The sequence below is a fragment of the Natrinema sp. LN54 genome, from assembly GCF_052439245.1.
Taxonomy (GTDB): Archaea; Halobacteriota; Halobacteria; order Halobacteriales; family Natrialbaceae; genus Natrinema; species Natrinema versiforme_A.
Map to the genome: position 1 here is coordinate 594,460 of NZ_JBQVRP010000003.1, position 21,771 is coordinate 616,230.

The 21,771-nt window shown below is 67.7% G+C and carries 15 protein-coding genes; 7 read left to right on the forward strand and 8 right to left on the reverse strand.

The window, feature by feature from the left end:
• Positions 1-60 precede the first annotated feature (60 nt).
• The 7 genes from ACT4ML_RS12230 (at position 61) to ACT4ML_RS12260 (ending at position 9,212) form a co-directional block, all read left to right on the forward strand.
• Positions 61-654: a DJ-1/PfpI family protein gene (locus ACT4ML_RS12230; protein ID WP_444721117.1), complete on the forward strand. Its 594-nt coding sequence runs from the start codon at positions 61-63 to the stop codon at positions 652-654.
• 51 nt (positions 655-705) lie between these two features.
• Positions 706-1,356 (forward strand): HAD family hydrolase, encoded by a 651-nt coding sequence (locus tag ACT4ML_RS12235; RefSeq protein ID WP_444721118.1) that lies wholly within the window; start codon positions 706-708, stop codon positions 1,354-1,356.
• Between the two features lie 185 nt (positions 1,357-1,541).
• Complete coding sequence (locus tag ACT4ML_RS12240) at positions 1,542-2,660, forward strand: hypothetical protein (RefSeq protein ID WP_444721119.1); 1,119 nt, start codon at positions 1,542-1,544, stop codon at positions 2,658-2,660.
• 72 nt (positions 2,661-2,732) lie between these two features.
• Entirely contained in the window at positions 2,733-3,791 is a 1,059-nt protein-coding gene (locus ACT4ML_RS12245; protein WP_444721120.1) for a hypothetical protein, read from the forward strand.
• 1 nt (position 3,792) lies between these two features.
• A complete protein-coding gene (locus ACT4ML_RS12250) occupies positions 3,793-4,524 on the forward strand; it encodes a hypothetical protein (RefSeq protein ID WP_444721121.1) in 732 nt (243 codons plus the stop codon).
• Positions 4,517-6,280 (forward strand): AAA family ATPase, encoded by a 1,764-nt coding sequence (locus tag ACT4ML_RS12255; RefSeq protein WP_444721122.1) that lies wholly within the window; start codon positions 4,517-4,519, stop codon positions 6,278-6,280. The genes ACT4ML_RS12250 and ACT4ML_RS12255 overlap by 8 nt, the downstream gene beginning before the upstream one ends.
• Positions 6,273-9,212, forward strand: coding sequence for a hypothetical protein (locus tag ACT4ML_RS12260; protein ID WP_444721123.1), 2,940 nt, complete (start codon positions 6,273-6,275; stop codon positions 9,210-9,212). The genes ACT4ML_RS12255 and ACT4ML_RS12260 overlap by 8 nt, the downstream gene beginning before the upstream one ends.
• Before the next feature lie 54 nt (positions 9,213-9,266).
• Here the strand turns inward: ACT4ML_RS12260 and ACT4ML_RS12265 are convergent, their stop codons facing one another.
• The 8 genes from ACT4ML_RS12265 to ACT4ML_RS12300 are packed head-to-tail and all read right to left on the reverse strand — an operon-like array spanning position 9,267 to position 21,410.
• Positions 9,267-11,522, reverse strand: a complete 2,256-nt coding sequence (locus ACT4ML_RS12265) for a hypothetical protein (RefSeq protein ID WP_444721124.1) — start codon at positions 11,520-11,522, stop codon at positions 9,267-9,269.
• On the reverse strand, positions 11,515-12,510 hold the full coding sequence (locus ACT4ML_RS12270; protein ID WP_444721125.1) for a hypothetical protein: 996 nt from the start codon (positions 12,508-12,510) through the stop codon (positions 11,515-11,517). The genes ACT4ML_RS12265 and ACT4ML_RS12270 overlap by 8 nt, the downstream gene beginning before the upstream one ends.
• A 3-nt stretch (positions 12,511-12,513) precedes the next feature.
• Entirely contained in the window at positions 12,514-15,429 is a 2,916-nt protein-coding gene (locus ACT4ML_RS12275; protein WP_444721126.1) for a hypothetical protein, read from the reverse strand.
• A 2-nt stretch (positions 15,430-15,431) separates the two neighbouring features.
• Entirely contained in the window at positions 15,432-16,658 is a 1,227-nt protein-coding gene (locus ACT4ML_RS12280) for a hypothetical protein (RefSeq protein WP_444721127.1), read from the reverse strand.
• 3 nt (positions 16,659-16,661) lie between these two features.
• Positions 16,662-18,752: a hypothetical protein gene (locus ACT4ML_RS12285; protein WP_444721128.1), complete on the reverse strand. Its 2,091-nt coding sequence runs from the start codon at positions 18,750-18,752 to the stop codon at positions 16,662-16,664.
• Positions 18,749-19,768, reverse strand: coding sequence for a hypothetical protein (locus ACT4ML_RS12290; protein WP_444721129.1), 1,020 nt, complete (start codon positions 19,766-19,768; stop codon positions 18,749-18,751). Before ACT4ML_RS12290 ends, ACT4ML_RS12285 begins: the two co-directional genes overlap by 4 nt.
• Positions 19,765-20,028: a hypothetical protein gene (locus ACT4ML_RS12295; RefSeq protein ID WP_444721130.1), complete on the reverse strand. Its 264-nt coding sequence runs from the start codon at positions 20,026-20,028 to the stop codon at positions 19,765-19,767. The genes ACT4ML_RS12290 and ACT4ML_RS12295 overlap by 4 nt, the downstream gene beginning before the upstream one ends.
• Positions 20,025-21,410 (reverse strand): cell division protein FtsZ, encoded by a 1,386-nt coding sequence (locus ACT4ML_RS12300; RefSeq protein ID WP_444721131.1) that lies wholly within the window; start codon positions 21,408-21,410, stop codon positions 20,025-20,027. Before ACT4ML_RS12300 ends, ACT4ML_RS12295 begins: the two co-directional genes overlap by 4 nt.
• Between the last annotated feature and the right edge of the window lie 361 nt (positions 21,411-21,771).

The following is a 21,771-nucleotide window of genomic DNA, read 5'->3' on the forward strand; positions in this document are numbered from 1 at the left end:
AGTGGCAGGTGAGTCGCCCGTCTACACAACGGATTTCACGATCGATCGCGACGATCCCGTATGGACGAGACGACCGCCGAAATCGTGCTGTTCGACGGCTTCGACGAACTCGACGCGATCGGCCCCTACGAGGTCCTCGAGAACGGGGCCGACGCCGGCGCGTCGATCGGGACGCGGCTGGTGACCCTCGAGGAGACCGCGCTCGTGACGGCGAGTCACGGGCTCCGCGTCGAGCCCGACGGGGTCCTCGGCGACCCCGACCTGCTCGTCGTTCCCGGTGGCGGGTGGACCACCGAGGGCGGCGTCCGGGCCGTCGTCGAGGACGGGCGTTTGCCGGAGGCCGTCACCGCGCGGCACGCGGACGGCGCGACGGTTGCATCGGTCTGTACCGGCGCGATGATACTTGCCGACGCCGGCCTGCTCGAGGGGCGACCCGCGACCTCCCATCGGGTCGCGATCGACGATCTCGAGGCGTACGCCGGAAGCGTGATCGACGACCGCGTCGTCGACGACGGCGACGTGCTCACCGCCGGCGGGGTCACCGCGGGGATCGATCTGGCGCTGTGGCTGCTCGAGCGGGAGTTCGGCGCGGACATCGCCGAGGCGGTCGAGACGGAGATGGAACACGAACGGCGCGGTACCGTCTTCGGCTGAGTGTCGTTCGGGCCAAACGGCTATACGCGGCGATCGAATACCCCGCCATACATGCCTGCTGTGTTGTTCGATATGGACGGCGTGCTCGTCAACAGCGAAGACTACTGGGTCGACTTCCAGCGCGAGGACATCTTCCCCGCGGCCGTCCCCGACGAGGACGTCGATGTCGCCGAGACGAGCGGGATGAACTTCCGCGAGATCTACGACTACCTCGACGCGGAGTACGGCACCGCGATTTCCCGCGAGGAGTTCATCCAGCGCTTTACCGAGGCCGCCGAGGAGATCTACACCGACCGCGTCGAACTCTTAGACGGTCTCCGCGACCTCCTCACCGAACTGGACGACCGCGGCGTCCCGACCGCGCTCGTCTCCTCCTCGCCCCACGACTGGATCGGAATGGTCACGGAACGCTTCGACCTCGAGGGCGAGTTCGACCGCGTCATCAGCGCCGACGACATCGACGCGGCGAGCAAGCCGGCTCCCGACGTCTTCGAGTACGCAGCCGACGAGATCGGCGTTCCCGCCGCGGAGTGTGTCGTCGTCGAGGACTCTGCGAACGGAATCGAGGCGGCCGCTCGAGCGGGGACGGTCGTCGTCGCCTACCGGATCGACGCCCACGGCGACATCGACCGCTCGCCGGCGGACGAGATCGTGGACTCGCCGGCCGAACTTCGGGAGCGCGTCCTCGAGACGGCAGCGTAACGCTGCCCGCGATCGCTTGCGACCGCGGGTAATCGCTGTGCTCGTTTTCTCGATCCCCATTGGCGCCGGCTCTCCCGCGACCGTTTTTCGATATTTCCGCCCGAACTGTTGAAATATCCACTGTCGCCGGGAAACGAATACAACGGTCGCAAGGTTTAGTATGCGAGCATATAACTCACTCTACAATGACGCTCTTACCGGTCGATACCGACGTTCTGGAAGACGTCTGTCGCGACATTGCCCAGGACAACTACGGATTTATCTACGTCTCCGATCAGAAGAGCGAGATCAAGTCCGCCTACGAAAGCGCCGATATCGGTCTCGTCAACGCGCGGTCGCTCTCCTCGAGCGACATGCGCAAGGCGCTGACCGAGATGACGGCCGACGAGTTCATCGACCTCGAGCAACTCCGGGACGGCGTCTTCTACGTGGATCCGTTCGGCGTCAAGGGAAACATGAACATCACCCGGGAGCTGACCAACCTGTTCGGCCAGCGGCTGGTCGTCACCGGGGAGACCCTGCGCTCGCGGTTCTCGCTCGCCATCGACGACATGGAGTTCTTCGCCGACGAACTCGACGACCGGAACTACGTGCGGCGGATCACCGCCGGTAAGCGCGACTACTACACGATCGGCCCCCAGCTCAAAGAACACGCCGACGACGTCGGCCTGGACTCGCGGCTCGAGCGGGAGGCCTCGAACGGGAAGATCGCCCACAGCGACCTCGAGAGCGTCATCGACGTCGATGCGACCGCCGACGTGATCCGGTATCTCGACCGCGAGGGGTACATCGTCGACCTCGACGGGGAGTATCTGGTCGAGGAGGCGATCGACGAGTACGCCCGGTATCTGGCCGAACGGATCGAAGACGACGTGGAGGCCGAGTTCGCGGACTCGAGTTACGTGCTCCGAACCGGCGAGTTCGAGCAGGTCGTCGAAAACGAGATCGCCAGACGATTCGACGTCCTCTCGACGGCTCGAAGCGTCCGCAGCGAGATCCTCGAGAGCACCCGCGACTCGGTCGTCGACCGGCTCGGACTCGACCGAGGGCGGGAGATGGTCGAAGCCGTCGGCCCCTTCGAGGACGTGGTCGAGGACCACGCCAGACGGATCCGGACCGACCTGAAAGCCGAGCAGGACCAGTTGCCCGGCACGCTGCCGGAGTGGGTGGAACTGGCCGCGGACCACTTCGAGGAACTGCAGGTGAGCAACGCGACGGAAGTCAACGAGTACGTCCGCGACGCGGTTCGGGACCGCTACCGGAGCCTCGTCAACGAGGAGGAGTTCGGCGGTATGGCCGCCTAACGGGCCGGAACGTATAATCGAACGCGACACACAGTCATCCTGAACGACCGACGCGACCGCAACAGAGACACAATGCCTCAAAAGTACGAATTCGAACGCATCGAAAGCGACGGACGGGAGTTCGTGATCGCCGACCCAGTCAACCAGACCGACGACCCGGTTCGCCTCGACGCCCGCTGGATCGAGGGCGACGACATCGAAGGCGAGTGGGAACGGGCCATCCGGGCGATCATCAAGACCGATCTGCTGGGATCGATGGAACTCAAGGAGGGGAACGGACGGATCGACCGCAGACGGGCGATCGAGACGCTCGCTTCGGCCAGCGACGAGGAGGGCGATATCGTCACGAGCGAACAGCAGGCCGAGGCGCTGCTCGAGTTCCTCGCCCACGAGGACATCCTGGACCTGCAGGGCGGACAGGTCGTGATGCTCCGCAACCCCAGCGACAACCCCGAGGAGATAAACGGCCGGATGATCCTCAACTGGGCGGCCGCGATCGACGCCTGCGTCGAGAAGATCTCCGAGACGATCGACCGGGTCGACGGCGCGAAGGAGAAACTCGAGAACCGGATGGCCGATATCGACCAGAGTTCCGGGAAGATCGACGAACATCTCGAAGAGACCGCACAGGAACTGAAGAGCCTCGGCACCGGCGCGGGCGTCCCGAAGGACCCCTCGACGCTCCCGGAGGAGGAGCGGGAACGCTTCAAACAGCTCAAGCGGAAGCTGATCTACCACAAGAAGATGAAGGAGGCCGATCAGGAGAACCTGGCCGAGAAGGTCGAGAGCGGTGCCGACAGGCTGGCCGACAACATCGAGATGCTGGAGTCGGCCAAGACGACCCTCGGGAACAAGCGCGAACAGGTCCGGACCCAAGCGCTCAAGAAGCAGACGTTCCCCGACGAGGCGATGAACATCGTCGACAATATGGGGGAGCTGACGACCCAACTCGCCGGCGTCGGCGGCTTCGAGGAGGAGCTAGAGAACACGGCAGACCACGAGCTAGACTCGATGGCCGACGACATCCTCAGCGATATCGGCTCGCTCGGCGAGACCGCACAGCAGACGGCCGGCGAGGAGGTCGAGGAGACAGACCCCGAAACCGAGGCCAGCGAACTCGGGATGTCGTAGGATGCGCGCAGACTCGTTGCTGCAGGGTGTTCGTCGGGTCGACGAACAGGGGGAGCGGCTCCTCTCCGTGCGGACCTTCTCGGGCTCGGAACCCGCACTGTGGGTCGACATCGCGATGGCCGCGCTCGTCGATCTCGCCGAACTACTTCGCGCCGGGGCACCGTTCCCGCCGCGACTCGAGACTGAGACCGAGGCCGAGGCCGGCGATCGGGCGGGCCGTGAGTGCCGTCCCGACGGCGGCTCCGAACCGGCAACGGGGACCGAGGGGAAGCCGGCGGAACGGGACGAGGCGGACATCGTTCGGCTGGTCCTCGAGACCGGCTACGAGCGCGGGTCGACGCCGATCGAGCGCCTCGAGCCGGCGGTCGCCGACCGCGTCGCGGCCGCCGATCGCCTCGAGACCGTCGACTCACGGGTGATCGTGCCGCTGTCGACCACCGCGCCGTACGCGCGCAACTGGCGACCGCTCATCGAGACCTTACTCGAGCGACTCGAGGGCGTCCGCGAGGACTTCGAGCGGATCGTCCGTCGAGTGCGGGCCGGCGACGCCGACGGGCCGCTCGCGACCGGCTGCGAGGCGATCGCCCAGATGCTCGAGACGCTCTCGCTGGTCGTTCGCCGGGCGGACGCCGACACCCGGTACGTGCGCGATCGGGCGGACCAGCGGCAGGACGAACTGTTATCGACGATCGAGGACGCGACGACGCAGCTACGGAGTGACGACAATGCATAACCTGACGCCAATACTGAAGCGAGATCAGCCGACGTCCCGGATCAAGATCGGAGCGAAGAAAGTCGGGCCCAACACCGACACTGTCGAGATTCGCCACAACGACAGGCGGGCGTTCTTCTACGTCGAACCGGTCGACGACTCGATCATCGACGGAATCGGGAACAAGGTCCGGATGCACCAGAACGTCGAAACCGTGTTCGGCGGCATCGACCGGGGTAAGGACTTCCTCGTCGATTCCGACGTCTCGAAACGCGATGTCGTGGAGTGTTCGTCGGCGAAGATCCACACCAGCGAGATCGGTCCCGACGACCTCGAGCCGTTCCTCCGGGAGAACGACTACCTCCTCCATCGGATGGAAGAAGTCGTCCCGAAAGGCGACGAACTGGCGACCTTCGAGGTCGCGGCGATGGAACCGACCGATTACGCCACGCTCCGGGTCACGCCCAATACCGACCTCGAGTTCATCGACGCCGGCGAACTCCGGGAGCTTCGCGCGACCAGAACGGCGGCGGGTCGCGGCCCCGGTCCCGGCGGGGCCGGCGAGGAGGGGGCTGACGACGAGGAGGTCCAGGTGTCGCTCGAGCCGAAGAAGCCGACCGTCAGCTTCGAGGAGGACGTCGCCGGGCTGCCGGAGGTCAAGCGGACCGCGGAGAACCTGCTCGCGCTGTTCGATCCAGACGTTCGCGACGAGGTCATCGACCGCTACGGCGACGAGTTCGCCTCGCGGGGCAACAGCATGCTGCTCTATGGACCGCCGGGCTGCGGGAAGACGCTCATCTCGGAGGCGATCGCCTACGAGGCGAAGTTCAACTCCCGCATCGAGGAGAGCTACGGCGAGGTCAAGTTCCTCGAGATCAAGGGCAGCGACGTGCTCTCGAAGTACTCGGGGGAGTCCGAGAAACGCGTCGAGGCGATCTTCGAGAAGGCCCACGGGATCGCACAGGACGGCTTCGCGGTCCTCTTTTTCGACGAGGTCGACACCCTCATTCCGGACCGCGGTGACGACTCCCTGCAGCGCCACGAGCGGTCGCTGACAAACGCCTTCCTGCAGGAGATGAACGAGATCGAGGACAACCTGCTCGTGATCGGGGCGACGAACATGCCGTTTACCATCGATCCGGCGGCGACCCGCCGGTTCCCGATCCAGCAGTTCATTCCCCAGCCCGACGAGACGGTCATGGCGGAGGTCTGGCGCAAACACCTCTCCGAGATGGCCGGCACGACGGGGGTCGACTACGAGCGGATCGGAGCGAAATCACGGGGGTACACGCCGGCCGAAATCGCCGACCGCGTCCTCGGGAGCGAACTCCAGCGCGAACTCGTCGAGAGCGTCCACCTCCCCGATCGGGAGCCGATCGAACCGGACACCGACTACTTCCTCGAGCGCCTCGAGGCGACCGAGCCGAAGACGATCCGCCAGTACGTCGCGAGCGTGCGGACCCAGATCGACGACCTCGAGGGCTATCCCGAACTCAAACGCTACGTCGAGGAGCAGGCCGACCGGCTGGGAATGTCCCTCGGCTCGGAGCCGTCGTCGCTCGGCCAGTTGCTCGGCGGCGACCCGGCCGCGACGGACGGGGCCGCGACGCCGGCGGAGGTGGCTACGACGGACGGAGCCGCGACATCGTCGGACGAACCGCCCTCGGAATCGGCGGCGACGGACCGGTCGAGTTCGGACATGGCCGAGATCGACATCTCGGAGCCCGACGAGGCGGACGGGGACGCCGGCTCGAGCGGAGGTGAGGGCGATGAGTGACGGCTACCGACAGGTCGGCTCCTTCGAGAGCGGCCGCGTCGACGCCGTCGGTGTCGGTGACGGAGCGATCGCGCTCGGGACCGACGACCGCGTCGTCGTGGCCACGGGCGGAGACAGCGTCGAGATCGACCACGGCGAACGGGTCGTCGATGTCGCGCTGGCCGATCGCGTGCTCGTCCTCTCGGCGGAGGCGCTGACGACCTACTCGCGGGACGGCGACCGGATTCGACAGCAGCCGGTCGGGGACGCCCACGCGATCGCCGCCGTCCCCGAGACGGGACTCGTCGGCGTGCTCGGACCGGATCGGCTCCGGGCCGTCGATATCGCGACCGGCCGCGAGCGGTTCGATATCGAGCGCACCCGGCCGGGCGGCCCGGCCGACGACGGCTTGCTCGGCACGCCCTCCGGCTTCGTGATCGCGACGTGGTCGTTCCTGACCCGGATCGACCCCGACGGCGAGGTCGCCTTCGACCGGAACCTCGAGGCCGTCGTGCGGAGTCTCGGGCGGTGTGACGGCGCGATCGTCGCCGCCCTGCAGAACGATCGGCTCGTCTCGGCCGACCTCGAGACCGGCCAGTCGCGCTGGCAGACGGAACTCGCGGCGGACCACATCGCACCGGTGGGCGACTCGTCGGTGCTGGTGACCACGGCGGACGGCATCCGCGCGGTCGACCCCACGGGCGAGACGACCTCGGTTTCGGGCCTCTCGAGCGGCGACGGGTACGCGACGGCCGACGGGTCGCTCGCCTGTGCGATCCGGGACGGGACGGTGTCGATCCACGCGCATAGCCGCGATCGACTCCGGATCGCCGTCCCGACTGACGGCGTCGGCGTCGGCGGCACGATCGACGTCGAGGTGACCAACGCGACCGACCGAGAGCGCCGCGTCTCGCTGACCGCCGCCGTCGACGGGGCGACGCTCTCGCCGAGCGAGCGGACGGCGGCCATCGAGGCGGGCGAGACGACGCTCGTGGACTTCCCGGTCGAGTCGGTCAGAGCCGAAGGCGAGACGGAAGTCGAACTCGCCGTCGACGGCTCGGTCGTCGAGCGGGCGGCGATCGATCTCGACGACGCCGCGAGCGGCGGGATCGCCGTCGAGACCGATCTCGAGGCGACGGCGATCGACCACGGCGTCGCCGAACTCGCGGTCGCCGTCGAGAACGTCGGCGGCGTGGCGCTCGAGGACGTTCGGCTCCGCGAGACGGACGGGGGAACGGACGCGCTCGAGCCCGGCGAGACGTGGACGGGATCCGTCACGCGGCCGTACGAACCCGACCGGCGGGTGTCGGTCGGCCTCGAGGTCGCCCGCGGCGAGCGCCGCCGGGAGTACGCCCCGACGTGTACGCTGCCGGCGGCCCCGACGATCGATGTCGAACCCGACGAGGACGCGGTCCGTGCGACCCTCGAGACCGACGGCTCGGTGCCCGTCGTCGATCGGCTCGTGATCGAGCTTCCGGGGGCGGGTCGCGTCCGGACCGAGGTGACCGTCGAGGGCGACGACCTGCTGCTCGTCGTCCCCCGGTTCGAGGACGGCACCGCCCGGATCGGCCTCGAGTCGATCGACGTCGACGAGCGGGTCCGGCTCTCCGGCGCGGGCCCGGGAACGCTCTCGGGTCCGTCGGGGCTCGGCGGCGCGAGCCGATCCCGGTCCGCCCGTTCTGTCCGATCCGAATCGGCCACCACGCCGTCCGCGACCGCCGACGATTCGGTCGGCGACGGCGGCGCTTCAGACGGGTCGGCGGTCGGAACCGAGCCGACGAGCGGAGACGAGCCGGAGCCGGCGAACAGTATCGAAGACCGTCCCGAGACGGCCGCTGGCGGCCCCGCAGTCGCCGATGCCGAGGAACGCCCAAGTCCCGACCCCGCCGAATCCGCGACCGGCGACGAGACCGCCGGCGGCCCTCGCATCGTCGCGACGCGGCGGCCCGACGGCGAGCGGGCCCCGGTCGGTCACGCGGTCCGCGACCGAATCGCACTCGAGAACGAGGGCGAATCGGTGGCGACCGTCGCCGTCGATATCGGCGACTCGACCGTCGATGTCGGCCGGCTCGCGGGCGGCGAGCGGACGACCCTCGAGCGCTCGGTGGCGGTCCTCTCGGGCGAGAGCGCCACCCTGCCGCCCGCGTCGATCAGAGTCGACGGGGACGTTCGCGAGCGGCTTTCCGAGCACACCATTACCGCCGACGAGGACGGCGTCGCCGTCCGGGCCACCGTCGACCCGACCGACGGGACCGTCGTCGCCGACCTCGAGAACCGCGACGACCGGCCCCGCCGGGTTCGCGGGCTCGAGATCGCCGGCCGCGCGGTCCCGCTCGAGGCCCGCCTCGCCGCCGGCGAGTCGACGACCGCGACCGCCAGCGCCGAGCGATGGGACGCGGCGGGCGTGGACGGGGCCGCGGACGCACTCGAGGGAGTGCTGGAAGTCACCGACGGGGACGGCACTGAGCGCCGGATCGATATCGTCGCGACGGTCTCGTCCGTCGCGCCCGACAGCGGCGATGACGGCGACCGGTTCCGGATCGCGATCGGCCCGGAGACGCAGGTCGCCGGCGAGTACGGAACCGTCGTGCTCGTCTTCGAGAACGAGGGCGACCGGCCGCTGTCGGATGTCGCGGTGTCGGCGACCGGCGAGCCGATCAACGAACTGTTCTACTCCGAAGCGCGCCGCGAGCGTCTCGAGCCCGGCGATCGGATCGAGCACTTCGTCGATATCGAACCCGGCGTGTCGGACCCCTCGTTCGACGCGACGGTGCGGTACGCGGTCGACGACGCCGAGCGCGAACACGCCGTTCGCGCGGCCGGCCCCTCGGTCGCGGACGAGGCCGACTGGACCGATTCCCACCGCGAGCGCTGGTCGATCGACCGCGTCGAAAACGAACCGTCGAACCGAACCGTTCCGTCGTCGCTGTCGACGTCGTTCCGACTCGAATAAGCTGATTCTCCCTGACAGTGCGCCGTCACCGACCGACCGGCCGATGGCGGGATTTCAGACGAGGAAGTCGCCGCTGACCGATTCGCGCGCGTCCCGCAGATACCAGTACATCCCGCGTGCGGTCCGGAAGACGATCCCGATGACGAGCGCCGCGTACACCGCGACCGCGCCGAACAGCGACCAGCGAGTCACCTGCAGCGCGTCGGCCCGCTGCTCGTACTCCGCCGTCACCGCCTCGGCCCGGCTCGTCTCGCCGGCGTCCTCGAACGTCGCGGTCGCGTTCTCGTAGGCGGCGTTCATCTCGTCGACGCGCTCCGCGTACGCGTCGTACTCGGCCGGGTTCAGGAACAGCGGCTGTCCGGCGATCGTGACGAACTGCTCCGCCTCCATCGCGGTCCACGTCTCGTCGGCCCGCTGGCGGGCCCGCTCGCCCGCAGACACTGACTCGGTGTAGCTCTCGAAGGCCGATTCGGCGTCCGACTCGAGCGTCGCTGCTCGCTCGTCGTCGCCCTGCAACAGCGCGACACGGGCGAGCTGGCGCTGGACCGTCGCCTCCTCGATCAGCGAGACGTTCTCGGACTCGAGGCGGTCCTCGTAGTACGCCTCCTGTTCGGCGATCACCGCATCGAGGTCGCTCTCGGCGGCGGCCACCACCGCCGAACTGTCCGCCCGGAAGGCGTCGCCCTCGAGTTCGTTCGCGTAGAGAGTCATCGTGTTGTAGGCGGCCGCGGCCTGGACGATCTCCCGCTGGGCGGACTCGTACTCGCCGGCGGTCTGTCGCTCGCTTGCGGTCTCCATCGACTCGAGGTAGAGCGAGGCGGCGCTCCCGTAGGACAGCACCCGCGTGATGTCGTCGCCCGAAACGTCGCCGGACCGCGACCGCTCGTCCATCGTGTCGATCATCGAGACGGTGCGGTCGGCGACCGTCCCGTCGTAGGACGACACGTCCGACCGGATCGGCCCGAGATCGAGCGGGACCGGCGACGCTGTGACCGTCACGGTCTCTTCCTCGACGCCGTCGCCGTCGACGACGTACGTCCACTCGTAGCTGGTCCCCACTTCGGCGTCGGGTTCGAAGGCCATCCCGAAGACGACCGGCTGGGAGTCGCCGCCGGCGAGCCGCGACGGGGACTCTTCGACCGTCAGCCACCTGTCCGGCCCGTCCTCGAGCGATATCTCGAGGTTCTCGACATCGTTGTAGCCGAGCGATTCACCGACGGTCGTCGACCGCCGTTCGGGTTCGCCGATCGGCACGTCCCCGAGGTCGATCCGACTGGGAACGTCGAGTTCCGTTCCGTGCTCGATGTCGACGGTCCCGTCGTAGCTCGCGTCACTGACGCTGAAATCCGCCGCGCTGACCGAGCCGGTCACGTCGTAGGTCCCTTCGGAGAGACCGGTGTCCGCCGTCACCGCCAGTTCGACCGTCCCGGTAGACTGTCCGTCGATCGTGTCCGGTCGGTCCGCGATCGAGACGTCGAGTCCCCGGTTCGATGCGTACGCCGTCACACCGTCGAGATCCAACTCGAGGTCGCCGCTGTTCTCGATGTCGAGATCGACCGTCTTCGTGATCGTCGAGGACGACCCGCGGGGTTCGTCGAACGTCATCTCGTCGTCGAGCGTTACCTCGCCGAACTCGGCGGGGTAGATGACACGGCTCTCGACCTCGACGGTGCGGGTCGTTCTGGAATCGCCGTTGGCCTCGAGTTGCACCTCCCACTCGAGGTCCTCGTGCTGGTCGACGCCGCTGTCGGCGTAGACGTTCCAGTTCAGCGTGGTGCCGCTCACGCTGACGCCCAGATCGGCGTCCGGATCGGTACTGACGACGGTCGCGCTGGCGTAACTCAGCCCGCCCTCGCCGGTGAGCTCCTCGATATCGGCCTCACCGGATGCGCTCCCGCCGACGAGTACGTCACCGGTGTCGAGGGGTTCGTCCTCGAGGCCGGCGATCGGGAGCCGGTCGACCTGAAAGCTGTCCGAGTCGCCGCCGGCGCTTACGGTGACCGTTCCGCCGCTCGCGTCGTCGTCGCCGCTGATATCGAGGTCGATGGTTCGCGTCGATTCGCCCGGAACGCTTCGCTGCTCCGGATCGACGTCGATGCCCGACGGCGACGAGATGTCGAGTGAGACAGAGTTGTTCCCTCTGTTCTCGACTGTGACCGAGTGCGTCTCCGTCTCGGTCCCCAGATCGACCGTCCCGCTCTCCGCGGTGACGGTGACACTGCTCTGTGCCGTCGCCCCCGGGACGGCCGCCATCGTCAGGCCGATCGCGAGAACGAACGAGACGAACAGCACTCGTTTGCGCTTAGACATCGCTATCACCCACTGCGACGACCGAGCCGACTCTGGACGCCTCGTAGGTCCGTCGCCAGAGGAAGAGCCGCGCGACGATGATCGTTCCCAACAGTCCGACGGCGACCCCGTAGCCGACCAGCACCGCGCTCGAGGCGATCGCGAGCGTCGTTCGGGTTTCGGCCACGTCGTCGGCCATCGCGCCCAGTTCCTGCTCGCGGTCGGCGAGTCCGTGGGTCGCCGCGCGGTCGCGGGCGTCCCGAATCTGACTATCAGTCGCTCGGGCCTCCTCGTAGGCCGCGAACGTCTCGAGGCCGTTGGCGCTGATGACCGCCTGCACGTCCGCGCAGTCGGCACAGTCTTCGACGAAGGTCGCGGTGGCGTTGCGCGCGGTCGCGATGGTCTCGCGGTCGCGCTCGTACTCCGCGGTCAACTGTTCGGCCTGCACCCGGAACTGGGCCGCCTCGTCGGGCATGTCCGCCCGCTCGTAGGCGGTCGCGGTCATCTCGAGGCGCTCGATCCGGTCGGGCGTTCGGTTCACGGCGTCGGCCTCCTCGTAGAGCCCGTCGCCGAGTCGCTCGTAGAACCGCGTCAGCGCGAGGCCGGCGAGGGTCGCCTGCGTCTGGTCGTACCGCTCGAGGTCGTCGATGTGTGCGCTGACGTTCTCGGCGGCGGCGAGACTCGCCTCGTACTCGCCGTCTTCGGCGCGGACGTAGGCGCGGTCGAACGCCCGCAGCGTGTCGGCGACGGCGGCGAACTCCGCGCGCTCGTCGGCCGAGAGGTCGCCGGTTACCTGCGTCTGGGACACGGCGAAGGTTCGGACCGTCTCGAGTTCGTCGTACTCTTGGTAGGCCTCGGTCCCCTCCATCGCGCGGAACGTCTCGAAGTAGTCGTTCGCGCTCTCCTCCTGTGCGGCGGCGGTCCCCCCGAAGAGGGGCACCGTCGCGACCGTCGCGACGACGAGTATCGCCGCGAGTAGCATCGACCGTCGGGTAGATCGTGTGGGCATGGCTTAGAACACCGTCCGTGAGAGCCTATCGCGGAGGGGATCGCGCTCGAACACGGCCTCGACCGCGTCGAGCAACAGCAGGGCGGTGTAGATGGTGACGATCGCCTCGTCACCGCGACCGGCGTCGCTGCCCAGTTCCCAGGCGCGTCGCAGCATCTCCTCGGCGGGCGCGGCTTCCGAGACCGACTCTCGCTGGGTCTCGACCTGTGCCGTGACGTTCTCGTACCGGTCCTTGAGCGTGTTTCGTCGGCTCATCGCGTCGGACTCGAGCCACTCGAGGACCGTCTCGAGATCACAGTCGCCCTCCCACCCGACGCCGGGATCGGGCATGTCCGCGCAGGCGGCGAAGAGATCGACGTTCCGCTTGGTCGTCATCGCGTCGTTGATCGCGTCGATAGCCGCCTCGGCGGCGGCCAGCAGCGCGTCCGCGACGGCGTCGGGCTCCGCCTCGCTGTGGGCGAAGTGATGGCCCGCGTCGGGGAGGGACTCGACCGCCTCGAGGATCGCCGTCACGACCGAGCCGTAGTACCGCGGGATGGTCGTGTCCCGCCCGCTGTGGTCGGACAGGGCCCGGACCTCACGTCGTAGTTGATCGATCCGATCCCGGTGGCTCGCGGACAGCGACCACGTGAAGCGGGCGTCGACCTCGACCTTCGTCGACCGGTCTTCGCGCACTGTCAGGACGGTTTTCCCGCCGTCGAACAGGTGATCGCGCCCGGCCGGCGCACCGATCGCGGCCCGGTACTGCCCGATCAGGAGCCCGTCGCGGGTGGCGACCCCGTCGCGGTCAGTCGTCATGCTGACGGTCCCGTAGCGATCGTCGAGCACCTTCTCCCGCGGGCTGAGTCGAAGCGGCATCGACGGCGTCTGAACACCGTCGACGCGGGAGACTAGCCGCACGCGCCCAGTGTGTGGGGTGAGGGCGAACTGTCTGTCCCCGTCCTGCGGGAAGTCGATCGTCTCAGTTCTCCCATCGTATTTCTCGTGGGAAATCTCCACGTCAACGCTCGAGCCGCCATCTCCCGGTTCGATATTGGCGACTCCATTCGAGTTCGTCGATAGCGTGGCCCCGTCGTCCCCGCGCGTAACCGTCGCACTGGGGATCGGTTCGCCGTCAGCTCGGTCGGTGACGACGAGCCCCGTCGACGGGAGCGATAGGGTAAGCGTGGCCTTCGGGTCGTGCTTACTCACCTCGACGAGGTCGGAATAGTGTGAATCGATTTCCGCGACGACCTCCCACGGCCCTTGATCCGGCACTGTGATCCGCCCCTCTCCGTCTGAGATCGTCTTATTTCGCGAGTCCTTCTTGCCGTCGTCTACTCGTTTGTAATGAATCTTCGCTCGCTTGACCAGCGGATACTCTCCGTCGGTAACCGATACGTCGATCGTAAACCCGGTGTCCCGATCGGCACCGGCCGGAACGCCGAGAAGGTAGTAGGTCACCGGTGCCAGCGCCGCACCAAGCAAGACGCCGCCGAAGGCTGGACCATGAACGCTCAGTACGAGTGAGAGCGGATCCTCAGTGAGGAGAACGACGCTCACGATCGCGACCGTCAGCGCCGGTCCGACGGCGATGAGGGCGCTCAGTCCGAGCCGCTCTTTGGTCCAATCGTCGCGGAACCAGTAGGCGCAGTAGCCGACGACGAGTCCGGCAAGTCCCGGCAGCACCAGCGGCCCGCCGAGCGTGCCCGCCTGCCCGGCGATCTCAGTAATATCACTCAGTAACCCGTTGGGGTCTTCCTCCGTCTTGCCGTTGGCAGCGCTGAGCGTCACCTTCGCGAGCCCCGCGTCGGTCGCCAGCAAGAGTTCGTCGTCCGCCGTCACCGTCGTCCCCCCGAGGTCGAGTGCGCCGTTCTCGATCGTCCCGTTCTCGAGCGCGAATCGCTCGAGGGACCCATCGCTCGCGTTGACGACGACGGACGAGACCGCGAGCCCGTCGACGCTCTGCTCGAACGAGACCGCCGAGCCGTCGTCCGCGACCGTCGCGGAGAGCGAGGCCGGCTCCGCGAGCGAGAGCGATTCGTCCTCGAGGAGCGCGTCGCTCCCGTCCGCGGCCGACAGGGTGACGCGAACGTCGCCCGCACTCGAGAGCGACGGCAGGTCGATCTCGCCGGGGCGAACTGGGTCGACGCTGTTGTTCACGTACCGGTTCCCGTCGCCGTCCTCGGCCGCGATGTCGTACTGACTGCCAGTCTCGACCAGCGGGTGCCAGAGCACGAGGTCGTCGCCGATATCGCGCAGTTCCGGCTCGAGGGGTCGCTCCGTCGGTTCCCAGCCGCCGACGGACGCCTCGAGGGCGATCCCGTCGCCGGGCGCGACCGCGCCGACGAGCCACGAGTGGTCGATCGCGAGTTGGGTGCCGTTCGCCCGAATCTCGGCCTCGGTCTCGTCGCCGCCGGCGGAGACCGTGACCGCGTCGCTTTCCGTGATCCCGACCGTGTTGCGCTGCTCGAGCGGGAGCACGACCTGTGGCTCGTCGCCGCCGTCGATCCGAACCGGGACCCCGTCGCCCGCGAACGCGATCGTGCGCAGATCGAGGGTCTCGGTCGCCGTCTGATCGCCGGCTGTGACCGTCACGGTCGCCTCGCGTAGCGACTCGTGGCCGATACCGTCGGCCAGTTCGGCGATCGCCACCTCGGCCGAGCCGTCGCTGCTATTTTCGGTCGTCGAGGCGCTCTCGTTGGCCGCAGTGACCTCGAGGGTCACCTCCTCGGGCCGGTCGTCGCCGAATTCCGAGAGGGAGACCTCGAGGAAGTCGCCGGTCCGTTCGATACCGATCTCCCCGTTGCCGTCTTGGGCCGTCGCTGCCGCCGTCGCCGGTGCGACGGTCGCACCGGCGAGTGCGAGCGCGAGGACGACGGCGACGAGTGCGCGGGTCGCGGTCGAACGGGCGTCGGAATCGAGTGTCAGTGCCGTCATGCTCACTCCGCGTTCCGTTCGACGTACGACTCGAGGTTGTCGACGATCCGGTCGAGTTCGGCGGTCGTCAGGTCCGAGCCCCCACCGCGGGACTGGCCGGCGAGGCTGTCGCCGAGCATCTCGAAATCGTCCCACGAGTGATCGAGCAGCGGATTCAGATCGAAGCCGCCGAGCAACAGGAGCACGTCCACGTCGCTACCGCGTCCGCGTTTCGGCGTGAGACTCGCCTGCCCGGCGACGTTGATGTCGTTCTTGCCGGTCCACTCGCGAAACGCCTCGTAGACGTCCGGCTCGGTGATCTCCCCGTCGTCGATCATCTGCTCGGGCGCGCGGACGATCGCGTAGGCGGCCGTCGTCGTCTCCACGTCCATCGGCACGAACGCCCCCTCGGCCGCCTGATCGAGCATGTACTCGAGTTCGTAGACGGAGCCGTTGAGGTCCGTCGCGACGGCGGGCGTGAAGTGGTAGGCGTCCATCTGTGACGGGATCGTCACGTAGTCCTTGATATCGATGACGCTGTGGGTCTCCCGGCCGGCCCCAATCATCAGATCGACCGCGGTGATGATCGCGTCGTTGATCGAGTCGTACTGATCGCCGGCGCCGGTCTCGTCGTCGTCGAGGTGGGAGTTCGACGCGAGCAACACCATGTCGGCGTTCTGCTCGTCGTCGTCGGTCCGGAGCAGCCGCGAGAGCCCGCAGATCGCGTTGAAGTGTCGCTGGGGCTGCTCGTAGTAGTAGGGCCAGACGCCCACGGCGGCGTGGATCACGCTGTCCATCCACTCCTCGGAGGCGTTGTCGTCGTTCAGGTCGCGCAACCCGTCTTTGAACTGGTCGACGACGTAGGGGATCGAGCCGTTGCCGGTGCCCCCACCGAGCGTCGCGACGTGCATGAACGCGTCCGTCGTCCCGAACTCCGTGATCCGGTTGACGATCCGATCGAGGTCCTCCCGCGCGCAGGCCTCCCCGTTCGGGAAGAAGTTCCCCGCCCCCTGCTGGGAGCCGAACTCGAGGGCGTGGGATTCGATCACGTCCTCCTCTTCGCTGGCCCCCAGTTTCGACCGGAGCCGGTCGATCGTGTTCCGCAGGTCCGCTCTGTTCGTGTTCATCACCAGAATCCGGTCGTCGATGCCCGGGTTCTCGGTGCGGTCGAAAAACTGCGATGCGATGCGGCCGCCACCCTCTCCCGAGGCGATGACGCTCCATCTCGTAAACGTGTCTGTCTGTCCCATGAATTACTTCAACTCGATCGCGTCGCCGCTGGTCGTCACGCTGTGCTCCTCGCTCAGGTCCGCGATAACGTCCCGGATGACCGACCGCGGGACCGGCGCCGTCAGGAAGTTCCGCTCGAGGTCGTCGAAGGAGAGCCGCTCGCCCGGCTCGAGGTTGTACCTGACCACGTTGGTCAGTTCGCGCTCGAGTCGATCACGCTCGAAGACGACGATTTCGCCGTCGCCGGTCTCCGTCGCGTCGTAGCCGTCCGTCTCGGCCCAGACGGCGAGCAGGCAGGGGGCGTGTGCGGACCGCACCGGCAGCTCCATCGCCGTCGACACGTGTCCCTCGTCCTCGAACAGTTCCTCGAGGCGCGGGCGGAGCTCCGACAGGTGCTCGCTCATGTCCGCGTCGGTGTCCGTACAGACCCGTTCGCGGAGGCTCTGTTCGGTGAACTCGAGATCGATCGCCGTCTCGCCGTCGACCCGGACCTCCCGCTCGATCGGCGCGAACGCGTCGTCGCCGGGCTCGGCCTCGAGCGCGTAGCTGCCGGCCGGGACGTCCGCGAACGTCGCCGTTCCGGCGACCCGCGTCTCGACGGTCGCGGTCTCGTCGTACCCCGACCCCGACAGCGACAGCGTCGCCGTCCGCTTCGAACCGCCTCGCTCGTAGGCGACCTCGACGGCGAGATCGTGGGTTTCGACGTCACCTGGCCGGAGCACCGGAACGTCGGGATCGAGTTCGACCGCCTCGTTGCGCCGGTAGTAGAGCCCGAGGAACTCGTCGGCGTTTCGCACCGGCAGGTCGTCGTCGGTGACCTCGCCCGACGCCTCGAGTTCCGCTTCGATAGTCTCGGCGACGTCGTCGTAGGCCCCCACGACGGCGGCCTTGGTGCTCGCGGTGCCGACGGCGTCGGCGAGCGACTCCGCGACCTCCCGCCACCGCTCGGTGAACCGCTCGAAGTCGTCGATCCCCTCGAGTTCGTCGACGAACGTCTCGCCGGCGATGGCCGGCTCCGCGTAGTAGCCGGGCGGCAGGTCCGCGTCTCGGAGCGGCTCGACTTCGTCCGCGAGGGTGCGCTCGAGCGCCGCGACCACGTCGACGCAGGTCCGGCGGAGGTCGGCGCGACGCCGGCTGACCTCCGACAGATCGAGCGCCGAATCCATGCCGGTGACCGCCGATTCGACCTCGTCGATCGCGTCGATGTACTCGGCGTCGACGTGTGCGGCCACGCCGGCGTCCTCGACGGCGTCGACGAGCGTCAGCACCGCGTCCCGCTCGGCGTCGAACGAGCCGGAGAACTGATCGCGGAGCCGGTCTCGCGCCTCGAGCACCGACTCGACGGCCCCGCCGAACTCGTTGCGGTCGAGGGCGTCTTCGGCCGCCTCCAGATCCCGCTCGATCGCGTCGCTGTCGGCCGGTCGCTGGTCGCCCCGTCCCATCTCGCGGACGGTTTCGATCGCCGTCTCGATCGTCTCCGTCGCGGTCGCTCTGGCGGCGTCGACCGAATCGCGACAGGTCGGGACGGACGCGTCCGGTTCTGGCTCGTCGATCGCCGCGTCGCGGCCGACGAGGTCGACCTCCTCGAGCCGGTCGAGGGCCCCGTCGATCCGGGACAGTTCGGCGGTCGCGAACGATCGGAACTCCGTCTCGACCTCCTCCTCGACGCGGTCGATCTCGGCCGCGATCCCCTCGAAGGACTGCACGTCGGCGTTCTTGACCGACTTCGTGAGGTCGAACGCGCCCGACTCGAGGTCGAACGCGACGCCCTCCGCCCGGAGATCGCCCGCGATCGACTCGAACTGTGCGTCCGCGGTGAACTCCCAATCGGGGTACGCGCCGCGGAGGTCGTTTCGCTCTCGGACCGTTTCCTGAAAGTCCTGTGCGACGGCACGGGCCCGCTTTTCGACGTACTGCTGTTCGCTCGTGCCGCTGCGGGAGACGACGCCGCGGACGTACAGCGCGATCCCGCCGACGACGATCAGCGGGATGCCGCCGATGACGAACCAGACCGCGATTTTGGAACCGTTCAAGACGAAGACGCCGGCACCGATCGCGGCCGCCAGCACGACCAGCCCGCCGATCCCGAGCGCGCTCTTCGCGTTCGATTTCATCGAATCACCTCCAGTAGCTCGGCCCCGCCGAGGGTGACGAGCAACGCAGCGCCGGCGACGGCCAGGACGAGCCCCACCAGAATCGGCACCAGCGCCGTCTTCCGGTCGTAGGACACGTTCCGGCTCAGCTTCATCGTCTCCTCGACGCGCCGCGCCGCGATCAGCGGGACCGCCGCCCCCGCGGCCACGCCGACGACGAGTCCGGCGGCGAGCGATCCCAGCGTCGCCATCCGGACCGTCGATTTGGCCTCGGTGTGTTCCGCTCCGACGGCAGTTTGGTATCGCTCGAGCGCCGTGTTCGTCTCGTTGCGCTGTTCGCTCGCGTCCGCCTGTACCGCCGCGAGCGCGCCGATCGCGCCGCTTTCGTTCCCGGCTTCGGCCTCCGCGAGCAGGTAGTTGCTCAGCGCGTCCGCTCGCTCGTTCATGGTCTCGTACGTCTCATCGAGTTCATCTAGATCCTCCTCGGCGGCCGCGAAATCCGCGTCGCCCTCCTCGAGTGCCGCGGTCGTCTCGTTCAGCGCCGCCGTCGCGTTTTCGAGCGAGCGTCGCGCCTCGAGGTACTCCTCGGCGCGGTCGTCCTCGAGTTCGGCGAGGGCCGCTTCGCCGGTGGGTTCGCCGGGAACGGTCACGGCCAGTCCGGACTCGACGTCGTTGAGGGTGACGTAGTCGTCGAACGCGACCGTCGTTCCGGCCTCGCCGGTGATCGCGACGGTGTAGACGCCCTCGGTCGTCGAACTCGGTTCGTCGCGGATTTCGAAGCCGTCGGCGCCGTCGTCGGTCAGCCAGTCGCCCTCGTACCTCGAGCCGTCGTTACAGTAGGCGACCTCGAACGTCGAGCCCTCGTACAGTCGCTCCGCACCGTCGACCCACTCGCCGTCGACATCGCCGACGACGGTCGAATCGGTGCCGGGGCAGTCGACATCGGTCGTGGTCGCACCGGCGGTTCCCGATCCGACGGCGAGTATCGCGCACACGACGACCGCGAAAAGCAGGATTCGCCGCACTCGAGTCGTCATTGCAGTCGCCCTCCGATTTCCCGATTCTTGTACCAGTACGTGACTCCGCTCGCGACCGCGGCCCCGAGCCCGAGCCCGAGCAGCGCACCGCCGGCCGCAAGCGGTAGCGTTTGCTCCGCGAGCGACGTTGCGGTGTCTGCTCCAGTCGTCTCCTCGGCGGCCGTTCCCACGGCGGAGTCGTCGGCTGCGACCGTCGCCGTGAGTCCGCCGAGGACGACGACGAGGACGAGCACGCACAGCGTGTACCGCCGTCGCGTCATGCGAGCAACTCCTCCGTTTCCGCTTCGTAGGCCTCGGCGGCCGCTTCGATATCCGCGATCCGGTCGAGGTCCTCGCGGCGGTAGGTCAGCAGCGTCGTCACCGACGCGAGGTTCCGGTCGCTCATCGCGACGCCGAGGTTGACCTCGCTCAGGTTACTGGTCCCCTCGAGGTATCGCTTGACGGTCCCGATCTCGACGCTGTGGCCGCCGGACCCGAGGTTCGACTTCGGTGCCCTGATCAGCGAAATCGCCTTCTGGGCGTCCTCGACGTCGGCCTTCGCGAGCGTCTGCTTCGCCGCCGACAGCCGCGAGAGCGCCGCGCTGTCGATATCGCGCTTTCCGACGAACGGCAGCAGATAGCCCGAAAGCGACCGCGTCATCGTCACCGAGCGACCGATCGCGGCGTACCCCGGCTCCGACTCCTCGCCGGCGACGCCGAACGACAGCGAGGTGACGATGTCCCGAACGTCGATGTCCGGCGTGTCGATGCCGTCGACCGCGCTCGGGTCGATCCCGCTCAACACCGGTCCGGCGACGAGATCGTAGATCGACGCGGCGACGTACTCGTTGTACTCGCCGAACTCGCCGCCCGCCGAGTCGAGATACGAGATGCGCTGGTTGTCGACCAGCACGATCCCGTCGACTTCGTCCTCGAGGCGATCCAGACCGTACCGGGCGTTCCACGCCTGCCGGCCGGCGCTGACGTCGTCTTCGTCGTCTCCGTCGTCGGCGGAACCGCCGACCGTGTCCGCATTCTGCGTGTTCGGCAGCACCGCCACCGCGACCACCTTGGTCCGACCGTCGGTGAACGCCTTGATCTCGCGGGCGAGGTGCGGGCCGATCCCGCAGCCGGTCCCGCCCCCGAGTCCGAGGAACAGGAACGCGAACTGGACGCCCGAGCCCGTCGGCTCGATCGCCGGTTCGGGACCGGTCTCGGCCGATGCGTCATCCTCGAGCGAGCCACCGTCGACCGGGTCGCCGTCCTCGTCTTCGGGCGCGTCGTCGAACGCCGCGCCGACATCGTTCACGAACGAGGGATCGAACTTCTCGCCGAGGATCGTCTGGACCTGCGGCGCGTGCTCGGCCATCACCTCGTCGGCATCGACCGGGTTCCGACCGAACCCGCCGGTCACCATCTCCTCGAACCCGGGCTCGGTCCCCTGGACGAGCCCGTGTTGCTCTGCGACTCCGTACTGATCTTCGGGCGGCACGTTCGAGAGGTTCTGGAGGTCCCGCATCGTCGAATTGAACACCAGCGGCCGACCGAGCGTCGAAATGTCGGCCGAATCGAACAACCCCAGCAGCGAATCGTCGGTGTAATCGAATATCGAATCGACGATCGCACCCCCCGCTTGTCCGGCCCCAACGAACAGGTACGTCATCTAGCTATCGAAAACCGTCTCGTTCAGCTCCAAATGTAGTTAACGGATCGTACATGTCTTGTCAATCAGACCACTCGAGCATCATATAATAAAGCTAATGGCCACATGTATGACCGTGTTTCCGAGTGAGATGGCCGATAGTAACGATTTTCGACTGGCAACAGGATCGCGAGATATTCCACACTATTTTGATAGAATATATCGACAATATATATCAGTGATAAGATAGTTGGGCCCGAATCCGAGTCGGTTCAGTGACTGGCGGTCGCGACCCCGCACTCGGCGACGGACGTTCGCCGTCTCGTCCGGAGTCGGCCGAAAACTCGACCTGCATTCACCGATCCGCTTCGGTCGCCAACCA